This is a genomic window from Pantoea sp. NSTU24 (assembly GCF_050157905.1).
In the GTDB taxonomy this organism is placed as follows: domain Bacteria; phylum Pseudomonadota; class Gammaproteobacteria; order Enterobacterales; family Enterobacteriaceae; genus Pantoea.
On the sequence record NZ_JBKIWZ010000001.1, the window covers coordinates 1030652 to 1050847 of the forward strand.

At 57.1% G+C, this 20196-nt stretch carries 19 protein-coding genes; 9 read left to right on the forward strand and 10 right to left on the reverse strand.

Going from position 1 to position 20196, the window contains the following annotated elements; translation table 11 throughout:
• Positions 1 to 11: 11 nt before the first annotated feature.
• From ACLHDD_RS05085 to ACLHDD_RS05120, 8 genes are all read right to left on the reverse strand, one after another.
• Entirely contained in the window at positions 12 to 965 is a 954-nt protein-coding gene (locus tag ACLHDD_RS05085) for a hypothetical protein (RefSeq protein WP_427103202.1), read from the reverse strand.
• Positions 966 to 979: 14 nt separating this feature from the next.
• Positions 980 to 1756, reverse strand: coding sequence for a PP2C family protein-serine/threonine phosphatase (locus ACLHDD_RS05090; protein ID WP_427103203.1), 777 nt, complete (start codon positions 1754 to 1756; stop codon positions 980 to 982).
• The gene (gene tagH, locus ACLHDD_RS05095) at positions 1753 to 2889 is read right to left on the reverse strand and encodes a type VI secretion system-associated FHA domain protein TagH (protein WP_427103204.1); all 1137 of its coding nucleotides are present in this window, start codon (positions 2887 to 2889) and stop codon (positions 1753 to 1755) included. The genes ACLHDD_RS05090 and tagH overlap by 4 nt, the downstream gene beginning before the upstream one ends.
• A 36-nt stretch (positions 2890 to 2925) precedes the next feature.
• Entirely contained in the window at positions 2926 to 3624 is a 699-nt protein-coding gene (gene tagF, locus ACLHDD_RS05100) for a type VI secretion system-associated protein TagF (RefSeq protein WP_427103205.1), read from the reverse strand.
• 7 nt (positions 3625 to 3631) lie between these two features.
• Complete coding sequence (gene tssM, locus ACLHDD_RS05105) at positions 3632 to 5752, reverse strand: type VI secretion system membrane subunit TssM (RefSeq protein ID WP_427103206.1); 2121 nt, start codon at positions 5750 to 5752, stop codon at positions 3632 to 3634.
• Positions 5753 to 6970, reverse strand: coding sequence for a type IVB secretion system protein IcmH/DotU (gene icmH / locus ACLHDD_RS05110; RefSeq protein WP_427103207.1), 1218 nt, complete (start codon positions 6968 to 6970; stop codon positions 5753 to 5755). It abuts the gene before it with no gap.
• A gap of 85 nt (positions 6971 to 7055) precedes the next feature.
• Entirely contained in the window at positions 7056 to 7547 is a 492-nt protein-coding gene (locus tag ACLHDD_RS05115; RefSeq protein WP_427103208.1) for an SH3 domain-containing protein, read from the reverse strand.
• Positions 7548 to 8222: 675 nt separating this feature from the next.
• Positions 8223 to 9035, reverse strand: a complete 813-nt coding sequence (locus ACLHDD_RS05120; protein WP_427103209.1) for a DeoR/GlpR family DNA-binding transcription regulator — start codon at positions 9033 to 9035, stop codon at positions 8223 to 8225.
• Between the two features lie 351 nt (positions 9036 to 9386).
• Here ACLHDD_RS05120 and ACLHDD_RS05125 point away from each other — a divergent pair, with 351 nt between their 5' ends.
• The 7 genes from ACLHDD_RS05125 (at position 9387) to ACLHDD_RS05155 (ending at position 17011) form a co-directional block, all read left to right on the forward strand.
• Positions 9387 to 10184, forward strand: coding sequence for a GolD/DthD family dehydrogenase (locus ACLHDD_RS05125; protein ID WP_427103210.1), 798 nt, complete (start codon positions 9387 to 9389; stop codon positions 10182 to 10184).
• Positions 10185 to 10239: 55 nt separating this feature from the next.
• A complete protein-coding gene (locus tag ACLHDD_RS05130) occupies positions 10240 to 11175 on the forward strand; it encodes a D-ribose ABC transporter substrate-binding protein (protein ID WP_427103211.1) in 936 nt (311 codons plus the stop codon).
• A gap of 45 nt (positions 11176 to 11220) precedes the next feature.
• Positions 11221 to 11832 carry a DUF2291 family protein gene (locus ACLHDD_RS05135; RefSeq protein WP_427103212.1) on the forward strand — a complete coding sequence of 204 codons (612 nt, stop codon included), beginning with the start codon at positions 11221 to 11223 and terminating at the stop codon, positions 11830 to 11832.
• Positions 11833 to 11842: 10 nt separating this feature from the next.
• The gene (locus tag ACLHDD_RS05140) at positions 11843 to 13375 is read left to right on the forward strand and encodes a sugar ABC transporter ATP-binding protein (RefSeq protein ID WP_427103213.1); all 1533 of its coding nucleotides are present in this window, start codon (positions 11843 to 11845) and stop codon (positions 13373 to 13375) included.
• Positions 13376 to 13527: 152 nt separating this feature from the next.
• On the forward strand, positions 13528 to 14595 hold the full coding sequence (locus tag ACLHDD_RS05145) for an ABC transporter permease (protein WP_427103214.1): 1068 nt from the start codon (positions 13528 to 13530) through the stop codon (positions 14593 to 14595).
• Between the two features lie 11 nt (positions 14596 to 14606).
• Positions 14607 to 15404 carry an SDR family oxidoreductase gene (locus ACLHDD_RS05150; protein ID WP_427103215.1) on the forward strand — a complete coding sequence of 266 codons (798 nt, stop codon included), beginning with the start codon at positions 14607 to 14609 and terminating at the stop codon, positions 15402 to 15404.
• 173 nt (positions 15405 to 15577) lie between these two features.
• On the forward strand, positions 15578 to 17011 hold the full coding sequence (locus tag ACLHDD_RS05155) for a YchO/YchP family invasin (RefSeq protein WP_427103216.1): 1434 nt from the start codon (positions 15578 to 15580) through the stop codon (positions 17009 to 17011).
• 140 nt (positions 17012 to 17151) lie between these two features.
• On the opposite strand, the gene ACLHDD_RS05160 is transcribed toward ACLHDD_RS05155, so the two are convergent.
• Positions 17152 to 17352: a hypothetical protein gene (locus tag ACLHDD_RS05160; protein WP_427103217.1), complete on the reverse strand. Its 201-nt coding sequence runs from the start codon at positions 17350 to 17352 to the stop codon at positions 17152 to 17154.
• Between the two features lie 87 nt (positions 17353 to 17439).
• The gene (locus tag ACLHDD_RS05165; RefSeq protein ID WP_427103218.1) at positions 17440 to 17922 is read right to left on the reverse strand and encodes a MarR family winged helix-turn-helix transcriptional regulator; all 483 of its coding nucleotides are present in this window, start codon (positions 17920 to 17922) and stop codon (positions 17440 to 17442) included.
• 159 nt (positions 17923 to 18081) lie between these two features.
• Here ACLHDD_RS05165 and ACLHDD_RS05170 point away from each other — a divergent pair, with 159 nt between their 5' ends.
• Both ACLHDD_RS05170 and ACLHDD_RS05175 read left to right on the forward strand, forming a co-directional pair.
• On the forward strand, positions 18082 to 18243 hold the full coding sequence (locus ACLHDD_RS05170) for a hypothetical protein (protein ID WP_427103219.1): 162 nt from the start codon (positions 18082 to 18084) through the stop codon (positions 18241 to 18243).
• 345 nt (positions 18244 to 18588) lie between these two features.
• Positions 18589 to 20160 carry a putative bifunctional diguanylate cyclase/phosphodiesterase gene (locus ACLHDD_RS05175; RefSeq protein ID WP_427103220.1) on the forward strand — a complete coding sequence of 524 codons (1572 nt, stop codon included), beginning with the start codon at positions 18589 to 18591 and terminating at the stop codon, positions 20158 to 20160.
• Positions 20161 to 20196 lie beyond the last annotated feature (36 nt).

Consider the following 20196-nt stretch of genomic DNA (forward strand, 5'->3'; position numbering starts at 1 on the left):
CTGCGCGGTAATTAATTAATGTTACGCCAGGCACCGATAGCGGGATCGGCCAGATCCGCATGCAGGGTGTCGATAAGTAACACATTCACTTTTTGCTGTGGCATGAAATAGGGCGCCCACTGACTGCGCAACGTATCGACTCGCGATTTCACAGCGTCAGCATCCTGCTGCGCAGCATTCTTATCCATTTTGATCAACAGGGCACCACTGAAGCGCCATACATGCTGACGGGCATCAAAGGGCAGCACCAGCCAGCTATCCGCTGCATCGGCGCGCGTGACGATCATGCGCTGGTTGTTCGCGGCAATGACCTCCAGCTTGCTGTCCGGGATGGTCAGGTTGGCAATAGGGTAGCCCTGATAGAAGGTGACGGCCACCTGCGTCGTCTGCTCCGGCGTGGCCAGCATCAGCTCGCTTTTGCCCTCTGCCCAGCCATCCGGTGAGCACTGCTGTTTACTGACGTCCGGGATAAACAGGGTCCGGGCATTTTCACTCCAGGCGGTGCGGAAATGGCAGCCACTGGGGAGATCAAAATGCTGCAGCGGCGTGCTGTCAGCGGGTCGGGACAAATCGAGCGGTGCGGCGTTAGTTTCGCTGGCGCTGGCTGTGGCGTCGGCCATCACGATAGGCCGCCAGTTCTGCAGTTTACTGGCGCTGCCGCTGGCCAGTACGCCGCCCTCTTTGTTGGTCATCTGCCAGGGCAGCTCATCCAGTAAGCCGCACTGATTCGCCAGCAGGGTGCCGACGCGGGGTAAAAAGGTGGTCAGTACCGCCGAATCCTTGTTTTTGCCGGAGACGATGCGTAACGGCAGCGTCTCTTTACACCAGTCATCAGGCGCTTTGCTCACCACGTTGTCGATATAGACCTCCAGCGCCAGGCTGGGAGAGTAAACAACACGATAATTTTCAGCCTGGGCGTGAAAGGCAATCAGCAGAGTCATGATGCCGGGCAACCACAGTTTCATAAGGATCCTTGGAATCAAAATCGAGGCGGCAGAAAGCGCGCCGAATCAGCCAGTGAATAGAGCAGCGTTGCCTCTTCCGGCTCACCAATCCAGACCGCCAGGGCGCTGAGATTGTCTTTCTTAACATTGCGGCTTACCGCCTGTTCCATCAGGGCCAGCCACTCTTCACAGGCGTTGACCATGCGCAGCGCCTGTTCCATTTCACCGCTGTTCAGGTTCAGCCAGAAACCGTCGGTGCAGACCAGAAAAGCATCGCCATCCTCTAAGGCAATCTCCTGCGAGAAGCTCACTAAGCGAGGCGGCTCAGCGCCGAGCGCATTATAAAGTAAATTACTGTTAATGCCGGTATTTTCATAGCCTGCTTCTTTCAGCTGCTGCGCCAGGCTGTGGTCGCGTGTGACCCCATGCAGCACGCCACGCCGGAAGTGATAAACCCGGCTATCACCAGCATGCGCCCACCATGCCCGCTGTTTTTCGCGGTCGATAAACAGGGCCGCCAGTGTGGTGCTCATACGGGAATATTTCGGATTTTTACCCTGTGCCTCGTGGAGCACGGCGCGGCAATGTTCAACCGCCTGGCGGGTGCGTTCCGGCGTTAAGTTGTCATATACCTGTAGCTGGCTTAGCAGGGTGTCACGTACTAACTGCGCCGCCACCTCGCCACCGGGCAGACCGGCTACGCCATCACAGACTACGAAACAGGCTTTACGATCATCGAGCTCTGCGCCAGTGCGATCCTGATTCTCATCACGCAGGCCCTGCTGACAGCGGCTGGCAAAAACGATCTTCATGCTTCATCTACCCGCGTCTGAGAATCCTTATACTGATTGACCTCCATGTCATAGGCATGAAGAAAAGCTTCACCAAACAGCGTATGGAAATCATCTTCGATCTCGCCCGCCGTTCGCTGATAGTTCCGGATAAAGTAGTCCCACAGCGCCGCTTTTTTCACCGTAGAGAAGGGCAGTTTTGACAACACGCCATCGGCACGCGCCTGCTCCTCCAGCCGCTGTGGATTAAAGGACTGCAGCATCGCCGCAATAATTGCGCGGATGCCGGCAATCATGCCCAGCTGGTGAGCCTGCAAATCCACCAGCGCATCGCGCACGGCCTGTTCCGGCGGCATGAAGCCAGGCATCTGACTCTGATACATCTGCATCAGTACGGTTTTGCCGGAAGGCAGGATCTTGAACGGGTTGTTGGCCTCGTTAAGGATCATCGTCATGTCCGCTTTGACGCCGCGTTTGAGGATAGATCGTGATGAGAGCAGCGCCACAGTACCCTGCGAAAAGAGGCTTAACATCCGGCCCGTAATGCGCATCTGCTCTTCATCAACTGGCGTAGCGTGACCGTTGCTTAGCCCCATTCCCTCCAGCAACGCAGCGACGAGCCTGTCCTGATCGACCGGCTGCGCCGTCAGTGCCCGGCGCGGCTCACTGGCCTGCGGATCAATCGCCAGCCGCGCATCGGTATGGCGCTCATGCCGTGAAGCTGTCGTTCCGCTGACCAGCAGGGCAGCCTCCACGTCGGGATGGTCATGAATGCCCAGCGGATTAGCAGGCTCGGCACTGTCGCTGGCAAACAGCGCCAGGGGATCGCTCTGGCTACTCTGGCAGGCAGGATCACGCACCTCCAGGGTATAGTCGCCGATCCGCAGCGCATCGCCATGCTTCAGCAGCACCTGCATGCCGCGTCCCAGCGTCAGGCCGTTATGTTCTACCGGCGTGACGCTGCCCTGATTGGTCAGGCGGCACTCGCCGTCATGCGACAGATGAACCAGGGCCTGCAGTCGCGAAATCGCGCGTGTCTCATCTGGCAGTACCAGATCGTTGTCCTGACTGCGGCCAATGGTGCCGCCAGGTGGCTGAAACGCGACGCTTCTGACCGGAACATCCGTAGTGCATTGCACAATGGTAAATTGCATGAGTTATCCCAGATTAGACGGCAAACGCATCCGGCCTCACTCGAACATCGGAGGATAGAGGCCATTACGCCCCGGCTGTGAACCTGCAGCCGGGTTAAACAGTAACGAAAACAGTTGCGCCGTGAGGTTGCCGCTGTGCTTGTGAGTCGCATGGGTAAAACCATCACTGCGGTTACTCCACCAGTAGCTGATATGCTGCTGTGGATCAAAACGTTCAGCGACTTCACGCCAGCTCAGCGTACAGGGCAGATCCTGAAAACCAATCACATCCATGATTTCCGACGGCTTTCTCGTGGGCACCATCAGCGGCGGCAGGGCCTGAATATGCTGTTCCAGCTGCTCACCGTTCAGCGGTGTCTGAACCGCCTGCAACAGCGTTGCACCCAGATCCTGAAACCACTCCCCGGAGATGGAGAGCTGGGCAGGATGCCACTGCGCCAGCGAAAAACTGTGCAGCGCCAGCAGCGGCCAGGCGCGCCCGACACGGTCACAGGAGGGCAGTAAGCAGCCCATCTGGATATGTGGCCGGGTCGCAGTGAGGGGCAGAACAAAGTTCCACACCGGCGCGTGAAGAAAGTTCGCGCTGAACGACCAGGCCTGCTGATGCCAGTGTAATAATCCCTGCTGGAACCAGTGGTTCCATGGGCCAGTCTGTTGTTCGCTCAGCCGGCGATGCAGAAAGTCACCGGTCGACGGCAGCTTGCCATACCAGCCGGGAGCCGTGTAAGCCGCCATATTCACCTCACCATGACCCGCTATGTGGGTTCGCCTGCGGTGCCGGATGCGCTGGCGTCACGGCCAGCATAGCCCCGGACTGACCCGCGATGTTCAGATTCTCAGCCAGCTTGCGCATCATCAGGGCATTATCCCGCGCGTAGGGCGACGACTGTATCTGTTGATCCAGCAGCTGACTCAGATGCCAGTCGAGCTGTTGCAAATCGCGGGCGCTGACCGTATCGGGCAGACTTCGCTGTAAATTCTGCAGCAGCCAGGCGCGTAAAAATTCGCCATCATAATTTCGTGGCTGATAGAGCATCTGATAAGCGCGCAGCGCATTGCGGCTATAGGCGTTGTCATCGCCCGGATCGTTGCGCAGGATATTGGTAATCTGCTGTGCGACCCGGGGCAGCAACAGAGACTTAAGCGCATTTTGATAAAGCACCCATGCGGCATCGCTGACCTGGCTGCCGCGATATAAGCCAGCCCGCATAGTAAGCGGCGGATTATCGAGAGAAAAATGCTCCGACAGCGGCAGCTTTACCAGATTATTCAGAAAGGGTAGCAGATCAAAAATATTATCGGCGGGCTGATGAATCACCTGCTGACTTTGTGTACGGATAGCCGGTATCCGCGCGGCGATCTGCTGAAGATAGTGCTGATTCTGATAGTAGCTGAAGCTCCAGAGGCCGCAGGCAATCAGCAGTGCGCCTGCCAGCACGCCGTAACCTATCCAGTGGAAAAGCTGGTTACGGTATTCCCAGCGACGGTTGCTGCCCGCCAGGCCACTCTCTTTGAAAATCAGATCGCTCAGCAGGTCACGAATAAAGAAGCTCTGGCCTTTATTGCCAGGAATTGGACTGTTACGGTTTACGCTATCCCAGGCGGCGATAGAGTGTTCACCTGCCTGACGCAGCTGCAGTTTACGGCTCAGTTCACCCATGACCCGATCAAACGGCAGACCTTCCTGGGTACCACTGGTAAAGAAGAGACCACGCGGGCTCCAGGCGACGGCATCCTGATGCCCGGAAAAGACAATATCCAGATATTCATTCAGCAGCGGACGCAGTGAGGCGAACTCCTGAGGAAAGAGAAAGCACTCAGCGCGCTCGTTGAGGTCGCGTTCCTGTGTCATCTGCTCAGCCAGCTGTTCCAGCAGTTGCTCTTCAAGCCGTCTGAACTGTTGATTGAAGTGGCTATGCCAGTCATCTCTGTGTGGCTTAGCCGGTTCCCGGTTGAAGGTGAAGCCCCAGATCGCGTCACGTCGTGCTTTGTCGATCGTACCGAAGTAGCTCATGAAGCCTTTGAGCAGATCGGTTTTGGTCACCATCACATACACCGGGAAATGAATGCCGGTCTGCTGATGCAGTTCCGCCATACGTTCACGCAGCGCGCTGGCCTGAGCGAACCGCGCTTCGGCAGAGTCACTCAGCAGGTCGGCCACGCTGATGGTCATGATGACGCCATTAATCGGCTGGCGGGTGCGATAACGTTTAAGCAGGTTAATGAAGGTGTGCCACTCCGCCGCATCCCGCACGCGCTGGCTCTCCTGTAACGCATAGCGACCTGCTGTGTCGATCAAGACTGCACTGTCTGTAAACCACCAGTCGCAGTTGCGGGTCCCGCCGACGCCACGCACGGCGGTTTTCCCCAGCGTGTCGGTCAGCGGAAAGTCGAGACCGGCGTTAAATAGCGCGGTGGTCTTGCCGGCACCCGGCGCGCCCATGACCAGATACCAGGGGAGCTGATAGAGATAACTGGCGTTGACCCGCGAGAGCAGGCTGCCGCTGTGGCGACGACCAAACTGCGTGCGTTTGAGCTGCATCACCGCTTCGCTGAAGCGATGATTAAGCCGTTCTTCCGTGATCTGGCGTTCTGCCGGATCATCATTGCCGTTCACCTGAAGCTGCGTCAGCAGGCGGCTGTTAAACCAGGCACGATAAAGTGACGGAATCAGCTGGAACAGGATCCAGAGAAAGTAAAGAACGCTAACGGTGAGCTGGCGTGGCAGCACGGATTCCAGCGGGCGTGATTCATCCCATGACCAGAAGGGCCCGAGCATCCAGACCAGGCAGCTGAGCGCCGTGACGCCAATAAAGCTCCACAGCAGGCGATGCGTTAGCAGCAGGCGAAGGGAAGCGCGCATTTATTGTGCTCCTTGATGATTACTGAGCGTTTCAGGCGCGGCAAACAAAGTGATTTCAACGCGGCGGTTGCGGGTACGGTTTTCGCTGCTGTCGTTGGGCAGAAGCGGATCGCTGTCGCCACGGCCCTCAGATCGCACCGTATGGCCGTCAGCCAGCTGCAGCTGGAGTAACTGCGTAATGGCGCGTGCACGGGCAAAGGAGAATTCGTAGCTGGAGGCAAAGCGGCTGTTATCCACTGGATGATCGTCCGTAAAGACCGAAACCAGAATGGTGCCTTTTACATCTTTCATCGCGGCGGAGACACGGGCGATTAGCGCGCGGCCCACAGGATTGATGACCGTGCCCTGTTCGGCAAAGAGTTTGTCTGCCGGAATAATGACTTTGCTGCCGAACGCACCGTCGCTGACTTCAAGCTGTCCGGCGGCAATGACATCGTTCAGGCGCTGGCGCAGATCGAGCAGCGCCTGCGGAGAAGAGGGACGACGGCCTGCAGTGATCTGCGGAAGCGGCATCTGATAGATCGTGCGCAGCAGCGGTCCGGCGGCATTGCCGAGGCGCCAGTTCAGGCCACTGTAGATCAGGCAGCCGATCAGTGCGACCAGCATCGCACAAGCCCAGAGCGGCACCATCGGGCGGGCCAGCGTGCTGACCAGTGGGTGCACCTCTACCAGTGGCGGCTGCGGCGTCTGGCGCTGCTCACGCGTCTCATCAATCAGGGTTTTGAGGCGCTTACGGATGCCTTCGCACTGGATGCGGCCATTTTCACTGCCGCGATAACGGCCTTCATAGCCCAGCAGCAGACAGTATTGCACGACTTCCAGCAGCCAGAGATGCTGTTGCGGACTTTGTGAGATGCGTGACAGGAGCTGGAAGAATTTTTCACCGCCCCAGCTTTCGTTATGGAAGGTGACCAGCATACCGTTGCCTGACCACACACCACGTGTGCCCCAGGGGGTTTGTGCTGCCGCTTCATCCAGGGCGCTACAGATGCAGTAACGTGCACCGATAATCATCTCGAAGGGTAGGCCTGCCTGTTTGCAGCGTTGTTCAAACTGGCGGATTTCATCAATCAGTGACTGGCGAAGCCCTGCAGGATCATCATGAGTCGCTGCCTGCCGGATTTGCACCACGGCGTTCAGCAGTGGCGCGGCAGCCTGCAGCAACAGATTCTTATTGCCTGAAGGAGGCGCTTCACGCGCCGGGGATTCCACAGTCATTAATTCGTGATCTTCCAGCCAATGACAAATCCCTGTGCCCGCAGAACGGGACAGTGCTGCGGGCAATATGCGCCGGATTTCATAATCAGTCTAAGATCCAGGTCGCGGTATCGTTAGTCCGACAGGCTTTACTGGCGCCGCCAACGGCGACGCAGACTTGTTTCGCTTTGCGCGGACGGGGACGATCGCTCTGCAGGGTAGCATCGTAACGGCTACTTTCCACGCCTGCCTTTAAGGGCACATAACCAATTAACGGGCCATCAGCCTGATCAGCAATCGCCAGCCAGTTATGTTCGACGTTACCCAGGACTTCAAAGGGTTTGCCTGTTTCGAGGTAGCGGACCACTTTGCCGCCGTAGTCAGGCGAGGTCATAACGGAAGCACCATAGAGCGCCCGCCAGGTCTGGTTAACCGGTTCGAATTCAGCCGGTGCCGCGACAGCATGTCGATGGACCAGTTTGACGCCGTTAATCTCGCTGGTCACCAGCGTATCATCTGTAACGGGCGGCGGCGGGGCCTTACAGCCTGCCAGGGTAAGCACCGCCAGCAGCGTTAACGCAAGACTCTTTTTCACCATGTTCCTCGTGATCTCATCAAAGTAGCTGCATATTGCCGGGCCCAATGCAGGAGACGCTGAGTGTCGCGCCGCATTGAGCCAAAATTCTGTTAAAGAAATAAGGTCTGATTACATCAGGATACGCGATTAGTCTACCTAAGACTTTTGAGAATTCAAACCATTGCGCCTGCTGACGATGCGTGTTAGCGGACGCGCTGAGAGCGGGATTCAGTGTAAAAAAAGCGCCAGCAAAAGCGATAGTTAAAGCGAACTGAATGATCGCAGGGACAAACTTGTTCTGAACATTGTTATGCATTCTGGCACGCAATGGATTCGATTGGAAACTATTAAGATTTTCTAATGGCTTTGTGGCGAAAAATTTTAACGATTTGAGTGAGTAATCTCATAAAAATCAGAATTTACGCGTCTGTTCTGGCCCACGGTTTTCCGGGTGACGGCGCGTCTTTTGCTTTAACGGCATTTTAATGGCGGCGGCAGCAGCAGGGAGCTGAGGCGCGGGCGAAAAGCGCGGTGCGTTGTGCAGGAAACGCCCGCCTGATCGCAAAGGGAGCCGCTCTCCTGGCGCTCACGCTTTACTCTTCAGACGGATCTCAACTGCCCGCTCGGCGAGGGTGCGCTGTTTTACCGGCAGCGGCTTCGGGCGCGTGCGGTTTTCGATTCCGCCCTGATAGCCGTTTACATTGCCCGTTTCAGCGGCAGAGGCGCCACCAGCACCTTTACACCCAGCGCTTCAAACGCGTTGACCTGCGCGGCGCTGATGCCGCTGTCGGTAATCAGGTAGTGGATGTTGCTCCAGTCGCACGGCATCGCAAACATCGAAACCTTGTCGATTTTGCTGGAGTCAGCAACCACATAAACCGTACTGGCGGAGTTAATCATTGCCAGTTTAACCTTGATGTCGGTTTCACTCGGAAAGCTCAGCCCCAGCCGTGGTGATATGCAGGCCGTCGCCAGAAAGAGTTTTTCAGCCAGGACGTTTTCAAAAAAGCTGGCGGCTTTTTCACCGGAGGTGGAAAGCGTCGGAAATTTAAATGTGCCGCCGGTCAGCAGGATATTAATCCCCGGCTCGCCGCCCAGTTTCAGGGCGATGTTAACCGCGGTTGTCACCACAGAAAGACGACGAATATGGCTGATGGCATCCGTAATCGCCGTGGTGGTGGTGCCGGAATCAAAAATCACGGTATCACCATTTTCGATATGCTGCGCTGCGAGCCGGCCAATCGCTTCTTTTTCTTCCAGATGTGTCTGCCGCTCCAGCAGCATTGCGCCGGTGTTCTGCTTACCCGTCATCAGCGTTGCGCCACCGTGGTAGCGCTGCACAAAGCCCTGTTTTTGCAGCATACGCAGGTCGGTACGTAACGTCGCTTCGGTCAGCCCGAAGGTTTCCGTCAGCGCTTTGACCGTCACCGTGCCATCTTCACGGATCATCTCCAGGATTTTCTCGCGGCGTTGCTGCATATCAGCGAACTGCTCACTTTTGCTTTTCAATCGAAATGCTCCCTTTTCCAATCATCTGTCGGGTCGGGCAAATAACCTCTACGGAGCTGAGTTTAACGCGCCGTTTTTGCGAATGCGAGATGGCCGAAGAGGGCTTTCATTTTCGAACGAAAATAAAAAACAGTCAGGCTATTGAATCTCTCACGCTTTTCTGATTGCAGGCGGCAGACTTTATTTGCTTACTGGAAGCCAGATCACGTCTTTTCAACCAGATAAGCCGGACAGGAAAGCAGATGGTCGAAATTTGATCTGCCCCACACAACGTTTCTTTTCGATAGCATATATTTTTGTTCGAAAATGATTGAATCACTGGCGGCAGCAAAATCTGAGGGAGAGAGTGGGATGAGTGGTGAATATGACGTAAACCTGCGCTACGGCGTGGATACCGCAATGCATCTGGCCGACAAAGTGGCGGTCGTGACCGGCGGGCTGGGCGGCATCGCCATGGCGACGAATGGGATGTTGCTGGAGAAGGGCGCGCGTCTCGCACTGCTCTATCCGCCGTTTGAGGCGGAGAAGGTCGCCAGCCTGCAGGCGGAATTCGACGCCGGACAGGTGCAGTTTATCTGCTGCGACGTCACCGATCCCGCGTCAGTGGAGGCGGCATTCGAGGCGGTGATTTCCCACTATGGCCGGATCGACATACTGGTGAACTGTGCGGGCTACGTGATGCTGCAGCCGGTCGTAGAGACCGACTTCGCCGAATGGCAGAAGCAGATTGCGGTGAATCTCACCGGCCCGTTCCTCTGTTCGCAGGCGGCGGCGCGGCTGATGATCCGGGCAGGCGCGGGCGGCAAAATCATCAATATCGCCTCGCAGGCGGCCTCTATCGCGATTGATAACCACGTCGCTTACACCTCTGCCAAGGCGGGCCTGCTGGGCATGACTAAAGTGATGGCCAAAGAGTTTGCGCCGCACCGGATCAACGTCAATACCCTGTCACCGACTGTTGTGCTGACACCTATGGGCGAAAAAGCCTGGCGCGGTGAGAAGGGGGAGCAGATGAAAAAGCTGATCCCGCTGGGTCGCTTTGCCTATACCGATGAGATCGCCGCCGCCGTACTGTTTTTTGCCAGCAACGGCAGCGACATGATCACTGGCGCAGATTTAATGATCGATGGTGGCTTTACCATCTGGTAAGGCCGACTCAACACCCGGGACCCGATACCCTGCCATAACGATAAGAGAGAACATCATGAAAAACCGTACCCTGCTGTGTAGTGCCGTGGCTGCCTGTCTGCTGTCTCAGGCGGCGTTTGCCGCTGAAAAGGGCACCATTATGATTCTGGTTAACTCCCTCGATAACCCTTATTACGCCTCTGAAGCCAAAGGCGCCAATCTTAAGGCCCAGGCGCTGGGCTACAAAACCACGGTGCTGTCGCACGGTGAAGATGTAAAGAAACAGAGTGAACTGATCGACGCGGCTATCGGTAAGAAAGTGCAGGGTATCGTGCTGGACAACGCCGACTCCACCGCCAGCGTCGCGGCGATTAAGAAAGCGAAAGATGCCGGGATTCCGGTGGTGCTGATCAACCGCGAAATCCCGGTGGATGATGTGGCGCTGGCGCAGATCACCCACAACAACTTCCAGGCAGGCTCCGATGTGGCCAACGTCTTTGTGGAGAAGATGGGCGAAAAGGGCAAATACGCCGAACTCGCCTGTAACCTTGCGGACAACAACTGTGTGACCCGCTCGAAATCGTTCCACCAGGTACTGGATCAGTACCCTGACATGCAGAGCGTAGCGCGTCAGGATGCTAAAGGCACCCTGATTGACGGTAAGCGCATCATGGACAGCATCCTGCAGGCGCATCCGGACGTGAAAGGGGTGATCTGCGGCAATGGCCCGGTAGCGCTGGGCGCGATTGCGGCGCTGAAAGCCGCCGGCCGCAATGACGTTATCGTGGTAGGCATTGATGGCAGCAACGATGAGCGCGATGCGGTGAAAGCGGGCACGCTGAAAGCCACAGTTATGCTGCAGGCGCAGGCGATTGCCGCCGAAGGGGTGACCGATCTCGATAACTTCATCCAGAAGGGCGTGAAGCCGGAAAAACAGCGGGTGATGTTCCGCGGCATTCTGATTACCCCGGAAAACGCCAAAGGCGTACAGGACTTTAACTATAAGTCGTAATTAACCGCTGTCGCGCCTGCGCACGCAGGCGCCAGGGAGAAGAAGATGTCCCGAAGAGTCTGGCTGTCGCTGGTGGTCATGCTGTTGAGCGGCTGTAAAATCGTGTCGCAGCAGGAACTGGCCGATCTGAAAAATCCCCCTAATCCGAAAATGGCTAACATTGACCAGCTCTGGCAGCAGAAACTGGTGCCGCAGATTCAGGCGGAGGCCCGGCCGCTGGCGACGCTGATGTCATCGCTGCAGTCTGCCAAAGATTTTGACACCGCCTGTCAGCAGTATGGTTATCGCAGCCAGCCGGAGAACCCCTGTGTGTTCAGTGTCTCAGTACAGGGCGATGTGACGGCGCTTAACACCACGTCGCGTAGCGGAAAAATGACCGTGAAGGATGAATCAGGTGACAGTGTCACCATTCAGGCCGGGCCGATTATCCGTGGCACCGCGCTACGGGATGCATACCGCGGCGCAAACTATCAGGACTTCAACGATCAGGTGCTGTTTGGTGATTATGGCAAGGCCATTAACCAGCACGCCTCCGGCCTGATGAAGCAGTTCGCGCCAAAAGTGGGCGACAAGGTGAAGGTCACGGGTGTATTCAGCAGCTGGGACATTCCGCAGCAGCTGCCGGATATCACCCCGGCCGCGATTACCCGGCAATAAGGAGCGGCAGATGCAAACTTCTCAACCGCAGCACGCCGATGATGTGATCATCGAAACATGCAATGTGTCACGTCTCTATCCCGGTGTCACGGCGCTGGATCAGGTCAACTACCGGGTCTACCGCAACAAAGTGAATGTCCTGATCGGGGAGAACGGTGCGGGTAAATCCACCATGATGAAGATGCTGGCCGGGGTGGAAACGCCGTCGTCCGGTGAGATCCTGCTGGATGGCAAGGTGGTGTCGCTGAACTCCACCCATCAGGCGGAAAAGCACGGGATCAGCATTATTTTTCAGGAGCTGAACCTGTTCCCCAATATGAACGTTATGGACAACATCTTTATCGCCAACGAATTCTTTCAGCGCGGTGTAATCAACGAAAAGTATCAGTACGCGCTGGCGAAGTCGCTGCTGGAGCGGCTGCAGCTGGATGTCGATCCCTATGCGCCACTGGGCGAGCTGGGTATCGGTCATCAGCAACTGGTGGAGATCGCCCGGGCGCTGTCGAAGGATACGCGGGTGCTGATCATGGATGAGCCCACCAGCGCGCTGAGTCAGTCAGAAGTCAAAGTGCTGTTCAGCGTTATCGACCAGCTGAAACGGCGCGGGGTCACCATTATCTATATCTCACACCGGCTGGAAGAGCTGATGGAAATTGGGGATCACATCACCATTTTTCGCGATGGCCGCTTTATCAGCGAGCGCGAAGTGCGCAACGCCAGTGTGCCGTGGATCATTGCCCAGATGGTGGGCGACAAGAAAAAGCAGTTCGACTATCAGCCTGCGCCACAGGGTGAAACGGTGCTGGAGGTGGAAGGCCTGACCGCGCTGCACCAGAACGGAGGTTACAAACTCAACGATGTCACTTTTTCGCTGCGCAAGGGCGAGGTCATCGGCATCTATGGCCTGCTGGGTGCGGGCCGCACCGAGCTGTTCAAGGGGCTGATTGGGCTGATGTCCTGTCAGTCGGGACAGGTCCGGCTGGCGGGCAGCAATCTGGCAAAACGTAACTTCCAGCAGCGTCTGAAAAGCGGGCTTGCGCTGGTGCCCGAAGACCGCAAGGGCGAAGGGGTGATTGAGATGATGTCGATCACCGCCAATATGACGCTTTCCGACTTCAGTCTGCGCGGATTCCGCCGGGCGCTGGGGCGGCTGCATCCGGGCCGGGAGCAGCAGCGGGTCAGTGAAATGATTGGTCATCTGGCAATCAAGGTCAGCGATCCCGAACTGCCCGTGACCTCGCTGAGCGGCGGTAATCAGCAAAAGGTGGTGCTGGGTAAGGCGCTGATGACCGGGCCACAGGTGGTTCTGCTGGATGAGCCTACGCGCGGCATTGATGTCGGCGCGAAAACCGATGTGTATCACCTGATTGGCAATCTGGCTCAGCAGGGACTGGCAGTGATGTTTTCCTCCTCCGAACTGGATGAGGTGATGGCGCTGGCGGACCGTATTCTGGTCATGGCCGATGGCCGGATTACGGCTGACCTGCCACGCGCTGCGGCGACGCGGGAACAGCTGATTGCAGCATCGACCCCACAGGATTAAAAGCCTGTCCTGCAGGGCTATTTTATTTGTCAGTCAGAACGCGAGCCGTGCTCATCGTCCTCCTGTACTGCGCGTACGGCAGGTTGTTTTGCACTGTTTGTGTGCACCCTTTATGCCTGGTGGGCCAGGCGCTACGCTGGCCGGAGAATGTCATGAATCAACAATATCTGCTCTATATGTATCTGCTCAAGGCGCGCACCTTCATTGCGTTGCTGATTGTAGTCGCCTTTTTCAGCGTGATGGTGCCGAACTTTCTGACCCCCTCAAACCTGCTGATTATGACGCAGCATGTGGCGATCACCGGCCTGCTGGCGATTGGAATGACGCTGGTGATCCTGACCGGCGGCATCGACCTTTCTGTCGGCGCGGTCGCCGGCATCTGCGGCATGGTCGCGGGGGCGCTGCTGACCAACGGCATTCCACTGTGGGACGGCAATACGCTGTTTCTCAACGTGCCCGAAGTGATTCTGGTGGTCGCGATCTTTGGTGTGCTGGTGGGGCTGATTAACGGCACCGTGATTACCCGCCTGGGCGTGGCTCCCTTTATCTGCACGCTGGGCATGATGTATGTGGCGCGCGGTGCGGCCCTGCTGTTCAACGACGGCGGCACTTATGCCAACCTGGTCGGGGTGCCGGCGCTGGGCAACACGGGTTTTGCGGTGCTGGGTGCCGGCACCGTGCTGGGCGTTTATCTGCCGATCTGGCTGATGCTCGGCTTCCTGCTGCTGGGTCTCTATCTGACGCGAAAAACCCCACTGGGACGCTATATCTATGCCATCGGTGGCAATGAGTCCGCCGCACGGCTGGCGGGCGTGCCGATTATCAAGGTGAAAATCTTTGTTTACGCCTTTTCCGGCCTCTGTGCCGGTCTGGTCGGGCTGGTGGTGGCTTCTCAGCTACAGACCGCGCACCCGATGACCGGCAACATGTTTGAGATGGACGCCATTGGTGCCACCGTTCTGGGCGGCACGGCTCTGGCGGGCGGACGCGGACGGGTGTCAGGCTCGATCATTGGCGCATTCGTTATCGTTTTCCTGGCCGATGGCATGGTGATGATGGGTGTCAGCGACTTCTGGCAGATGGTGATCAAAGGTCTGGTGATCGTGACAGCGGTGGTGATCGACCAGTTTCAGCAACGTCTGCAAAGCAAAGTGGTGCTGTTGCGTCGCCATGAAAAAAAGCAGCAGGCGGCTCCCCTCACTAATATCCGTCACAGTTAACAGGAGCGATTATGCGTCATGAACAACACGAACAAACCGTCGTGATTACCGGTGCCTGCCGGGGAATTGGTGCCGGTATTGCGGCGCGCTTCGCCCGCGATGGGGCGAAACTGGTGATGGTGTCGAACGATGACCGTGTCTTCACCACCGCCGGCCAGCTTCAGGAGCACTATGGCAGTGAGATACTGGCTCTGCAGGTCGATGTCACGGATGAAGCTGCTGTCCGGCAGCTCTATCAGCAGGCTTTTGAACGTTTTGGCCGCATTGACGTGTCGATACAGAATGCTGGCGTGATCACGATCGACCGCTTTGACACGATGCCGAAAAGTGACTTCGAGCGCATCCTGGCGGTTAACACGACGGGCGTCTGGCTCTGCTGTCGTGAGGCGGCAAAATATATGGTGCAGCAGCGCAGCGGCAGCCTGATCAATACGTCCTCCGGCCAGGGGCGACAAGGCTTTATTTACACACCGCACTACGCCGCCAGTAAAATGGGGGTGATCGGTATTACCCAGAGTCTGGCGCTGGAGCTGGCGCCGTGGAACATCACGGTTAACGCTTTCTGTCCGGGCATCATTGAGAGCGAGATGTGGGACTATAACGACCGCGTCTGGGGCGAGATCCTCAGTAGCGCGGAGAAAACCTATGGAAAAGGGGAGCTGATGGCGGAATGGGTCAATAATATTCCGCTGAAGCGGGCCGGTCAGCCGGAGGATGTGGCCGGGCTGGTTGCATTTCTGGCCTCTGACGATGCCCGCTACATTACCGGGCAGACAATCAACGTGGATGGCGGGTTGATCTTCTCCTGATCCCCCGCATGAACAGCAGGTCTGCCCACGGGCAGGCCTTTTTTTCTGCCAGACTTTTCTGGTATATGCACAAATAGCCGCTGCTGTCCTGCATCTTCGTCACAATATGTTAAGGTAATAGTCACTATTTCTGACTTTATCTCAGCGACGAACAGATCAATGTGCCGGGTGACATGATACAGAAAACAGGGGTTTACGCTTTTATTGCGCTGTCGCTGGTTGCTACGCAGAGCGTCTGCGCGATACAGACTGAAACGCAGGTGTCAGAGACACCTTTTGATGATCCTGCGCGCTACAGTGCGTCGCTGCCAACGCTGGGTAGCGTGAACGACCAGCATGAAGCGTGGAGCAAAAAGCTGGCCGCCGTTGCAAAAAGCATCGGAGAGGCAAGTAACAACAGCGACAGCAATGTTACTTTTGGCCAGCAGGCGGGTGTCTGGGCCTTTAATCACCTGCGCGATGAGGTGGCCGAGCGGGTCGAGAGCGAAGGACAGTCACTGCTCTCGCCCTATGGGACTGCACAGCTGGATCTGAATGTGGATATGGATGGCAACTTCACCGGCACTGGCGGTGATCTCTTCAGCGCCCTGGCTGACCAGGAGAGCCTGCTTACCTTCAGCCAGCTGGGACTGCACGATACCCGTAACGGGCTGGTCGGCAGTGCGGGTCTGGGCCAACGCTGGGAAGCCGGGAACTGGCTGCTGGGCTACAACGGGTTTGTGGATCGGATCTTCAGCAGTGGCCTGCAGCGGGCTTCTGTAGGCACGGAAGCCTGGAGCGATTCGATGCGGTTCTCCGCTAATTACTATCAGCCGCTTTCCGGCTGGAAAAACCTTAGCAGCTCACAGCAGCAGCGCATGTCGCGCGGCTATGACATCACCAGTCAGAGCTATCTGCCTTTTTATCGCCAGCTGGGCGTGTCGGTCAGCTATCAGCAATATCTGGGTGAAAATGTCGATCTGTTTAACAGCGGTAATCGTTATCACAACCCTTCCGCCATGTCCTTTGGCCTCTCTTACACGCCTGTGCCGCTGGTGACGCTCTCCGCGAGTCACAAAACCAGCAGCGCCGGTGAAAGTCAGGACCAGCTGGGGCTGAAACTTAACTACCGGTTCGGCGTGGCGCTGAGCCGTCAGCTCGACGCCGGTAACGTCGCCGAAGCGCACTCGCTGCGCGGCAGCCGCTACGATACCGTGACCCGCAACACGACGCCGGTACTCGCTTTCCGCCAGCGCAAAACGCTATCGGTCTTTCTGGCGACGCCGCCCTGGCAGTTAAGCAGCGGCGAGAGCCTGCCGCTGAAGCTGCAGGTGCGCGCCAGTAACGCCATCAAAGCTGTCAGCTGGCAGGGTGATACGCAGGCGCTGAGCCTGACGCCACCAGCCAATAACGCCGACCCGCAGGGCTGGAGCGTAATTCTGCCGCAGTGGGATCCGTCTCCGGACGCCAGCAACGAATATCGCCTGTCGGTGACCCTGGAGGACAGTAAGCAGCAGCGGGTGACCTCTAACTGGATCACGCTGAAGGTTGAGCCGCCGATGGCGATGGATGATGCTCAGCAGAACGATCGCTTTGACCTGATGGCTCCTACCGGCGCCGCTCTGTAGGCGCTGGCTCAGCACGGAGACGCACAAAAGTGAGCAGGGCAGAAGGAGAGGTGCGTAATGACAAAAGCGAACAGCCGTGCCGGATCAGCATTCCGCCGCGCGGCTTTGCGGACGCGCGGAGACTGCCCACCTGAAGGGAATCAGTTGACCAGGCTTTTCACGATGTGAATGGCTCTGGCGTAAAGCTCCCTCTGGCCATTGACGGACTGCGCTTCCTTATTTTTCAGAAAGGCGATGATGTCCTGTATGCCTGCCGTCTGACCTGACTTCAGCAAACTGGAGACCGCGTGTCCGACCACCGCATGAACATCATCCATATCTACCGGTTTATGGGTACTCAAAAAAAACTCCAGGGCAACGGTTATGCTGAACAGCCTCTGAACAGCGCCGCTTCAGGCGATTCTGTCCGACCCGGTCATCAGCCATTTTCATGGCAACGCCTTAAGCAGCTTTTCGCGTAGTACAGCAACACGGGCTGTCAGTTCACCCAGCTCACTGCAGGCAGTATCCATCACGGAAACCATATCTGTCGGTACACCCGCCGCTGCGACGCCGAGCTGGTGGCCCTGTTCCGTCAGCGAGATAATTACCCGCCGTTCATCCTTTCCGATATCACGCTGACGGAAGAGAATACCGGCGCGCTCAAGCCGTCTGAGAAGCTGACTGAGTGTGCCGGAATCGAGCCGGACGCGGGCGCCAATTTCTGACACTGTCAGGTGATCCTTCTCCCATAGCACCAGTAGTACCAGATACTGTGGATAGGTCAGACCCAGCGGCTTCAGTCGTGACTGATAGAGCTTTGTCATCGCGTGTGAGGCGGAATAGAGGGCAAAGCAGAGAAACTGGTCGATAGTTTCCGGTGCCGCACTGGCGGAGGACGTATCAGCGATCCCCACTGTTGCTTCATTCATATCATTACTCAACTGAGTCAGGGGCAGAACGGCCAGATTACAAACAATCTTCAGCTGTGAAGTTGTGTGCATGTCCTGGGCAGGATTAAGGATAACCGCATCGCTTTGCAGAGAGAAGATACAAGGCTTCAGGCGCTGACCCGGCGGAAGGAAGAGCCTGTGGCGCTGAAACCGGCAATAAGAGCGGACAGTATTGAATCAAATTATATTGATGTCAACCTGACTGGCGGCAACCCTTTGCGCACAGTCAGCGCAGCCTGTATTGCCGCTTCGATTCCCGTCACCTTCCAGCCTTTTACCCAGCGGGTTCTGCGGAGGTGACCGTGCAGGATAGTCACTGCCCGACGGCAGAGACCGCTGTTCTCTGCAGAGTCCGGTGCCAGAAAGCCGTTGCAGTGCACAAATTTTAGCAGACAGGCCTGTTAATCCGGCCGCCGCTGCCGATAGAACACTCATCGTTATGAATGCAGTACGCCGTGCGCGCCAGGCAGCAGGTGATGCTGTCCTGTGCGTCAGGACGGTAATAACGCATGAATTCTGACAGCAGAATGCGTGAGGGGGGATCATCGCCGGCCGTTGAGCAGACAATCTATAAAAAAAGCGCCCCCGATTTTTACTGAAAATCAACACAGAATGCTGACACTTTCTGACACCGGGAATGAACACATGCGCCTGAAACTTTTCTGGCTCGCAGTGCTGAATATTGCGACCATCATTTTGCTCTCCACGCTGTGGGAGTTCGGGCTTGAGGGGTGGCTTTGCAGGCTGCTGGGTCTGGGCTACGACACGAATTTTGAAACCAGCGAACGGGTCCGGTTTATCCTGACCTCTTCCACCTTTGCTCTCCTGGCGATGATTATTCCGGCGTTGCTGATCGCCAGTCTGCTCCGCAACCTGCTGACGGCAAATAAAAACGCGCTCAGGCTGGCTGGCACGGATCCCCTGACAGGGGTGATGAACCGCCGCGCGTTCAGTGCGCATCTTGCCGCACTCGACGCCCGTGGTACGCCTTATACCCTGACACTGCTCGACATTAATGAATTCAAGACGATTAACGATCTCAATGGTCACCTTCAGGGGGATACCACGCTCATTGCCCTGGCTAATCTGCTGACCGCATCCGCTGGCATGGAAAGCCAGGTGTTCCGCATCGGAGGGGATGAGTTTGCCCTGGTCACGGCCAATGCCGCGCCTGAACAGGCATCTGCGGCCGCCGCAAAGCTCTGTCAGCGCGCGAGCACGATTCGGACCAGTCCGCACACCTTCCTCCGTCTCTCAGCAGGTATTGCCAGCTCAGCCTGCACAGATCAGGCCGATGTGGTCCGGGCCGCCGATCTGGCGCTGTACGAGGCCAAGCGCGATAAGCGCACTCATCTGGCGCAATTTTCACCGGACATGGAGCAGCGCTTTCGCCAGCGGGAGTGGATGGAGCAGGAGGTCGTGGCCGCTATCAGTGGTCATGCCATTGTTCCCTTTCTGCAACCGCTGGTATCGTTGCGCACCGGCAACATTACCGGCTTTGAGATCCTGGCGCGCTGGATCACCGCATCAGGTCAGTCGGTCTCACCCACTGAATTTCTGCCGGTGGTGGAGCGGCTGGGGCTGATGGACAGCCTGACCGTGGCGCTGCTGCAGGATGCGGTCAGCGCTACCCGGTCATGGCCTGCCGGACTTTGCCTGTCGCTGAATATCACGCCAGAGCAGTTGCTGAGACCGGCGCTGACCGCCTGCCTTTCCCGCATCATGCAGCACGCCGGGCCGGTCATGCTCGAGCTGGAAATCACCGAGCAGAATGTCATGGCGATTTCCGACGATGCCCGTCAGGCGATTCGCCTGCTGAAGGAGGATGGCATCGGGGTCGTACTGGATGATTTTGGTACGGGTTACTCGAATCTCTCTGTTCTGCTGGGGCTGGGCATTACCAAAATCAAGATTGACCAGTCGTTTATCGCGGGTATCGTGACCGGGGTTGAGCAGCGAAAAGTGGTTGAGACGCTGCTGGGGCTCTGTCAGGGACTGAATGTAACGATAACGGCCGAGGGGATTGAAGATGTGGCGACGCTGAGGTGGCTGAGAAAGCGCGGCTGTAATTACGGTCAGGGTTACCTCTTCAGCCGCCCGGTGCCAGCCGGGCAGGCCACCACGCTGCTGGCCTCTGCAAATATGGAAGAGCTGATGCAGGAGTCGGTGGCCGTGAGTTTAGTCCGGTCGACGAGCGAAAGGCCACCTGCTGCGTAACGCCTGCATCAGACAGGCCCGGTAAACAGAACCGGA

Coding starts and splice junctions, on each gene's coding strand:
- ACLHDD_RS05085 (WP_427103202.1), bottom strand. CDS start 965: ATGAAACTGTGGTTGCCCGGCATCATGACTCTGCTGATTGCCTTTCAC.
- ACLHDD_RS05090 (WP_427103203.1), bottom strand. CDS start 1,756: ATGAAGATCGTTTTTGCCAGCCGCTGTCAGCAGGGCCTGCGTGATGAG.
- tagH (WP_427103204.1), bottom strand. CDS start 2,889: ATGCAATTTACCATTGTGCAATGCACTACGGATGTTCCGGTCAGAAGC.
- tagF (WP_427103205.1), bottom strand. CDS start 3,624: ATGGCGGCTTACACGGCTCCCGGCTGGTATGGCAAGCTGCCGTCGACC.
- tssM (WP_427103206.1), bottom strand. CDS start 5,752: ATGCGCGCTTCCCTTCGCCTGCTGCTAACGCATCGCCTGCTGTGGAGC.
- icmH (WP_427103207.1), bottom strand. CDS start 6,970: ATGACTGTGGAATCCCCGGCGCGTGAAGCGCCTCCTTCAGGCAATAAG.
- ACLHDD_RS05115 (WP_427103208.1), bottom strand. CDS start 7,547: ATGGTGAAAAAGAGTCTTGCGTTAACGCTGCTGGCGGTGCTTACCCTG.
- ACLHDD_RS05125 (WP_427103210.1), top strand. CDS start 9,387: ATGAGTGGTGAATATGACGTAAACCTGCGCTACGGCGTGGATACCGCA.
- ACLHDD_RS05130 (WP_427103211.1), top strand. CDS start 10,240: ATGAAAAACCGTACCCTGCTGTGTAGTGCCGTGGCTGCCTGTCTGCTG.
- ACLHDD_RS05135 (WP_427103212.1), top strand. CDS start 11,221: ATGTCCCGAAGAGTCTGGCTGTCGCTGGTGGTCATGCTGTTGAGCGGC.
- ACLHDD_RS05140 (WP_427103213.1), top strand. CDS start 11,843: ATGCAAACTTCTCAACCGCAGCACGCCGATGATGTGATCATCGAAACA.
- ACLHDD_RS05145 (WP_427103214.1), top strand. CDS start 13,528: ATGAATCAACAATATCTGCTCTATATGTATCTGCTCAAGGCGCGCACC.
- ACLHDD_RS05150 (WP_427103215.1), top strand. CDS start 14,607: ATGCGTCATGAACAACACGAACAAACCGTCGTGATTACCGGTGCCTGC.
- ACLHDD_RS05155 (WP_427103216.1), top strand. CDS start 15,578: ATGATACAGAAAACAGGGGTTTACGCTTTTATTGCGCTGTCGCTGGTT.
- ACLHDD_RS05165 (WP_427103218.1), bottom strand. CDS start 17,922: ATGAATGAAGCAACAGTGGGGATCGCTGATACGTCCTCCGCCAGTGCG.
- ACLHDD_RS05175 (WP_427103220.1), top strand. CDS start 18,589: ATGCGCCTGAAACTTTTCTGGCTCGCAGTGCTGAATATTGCGACCATC.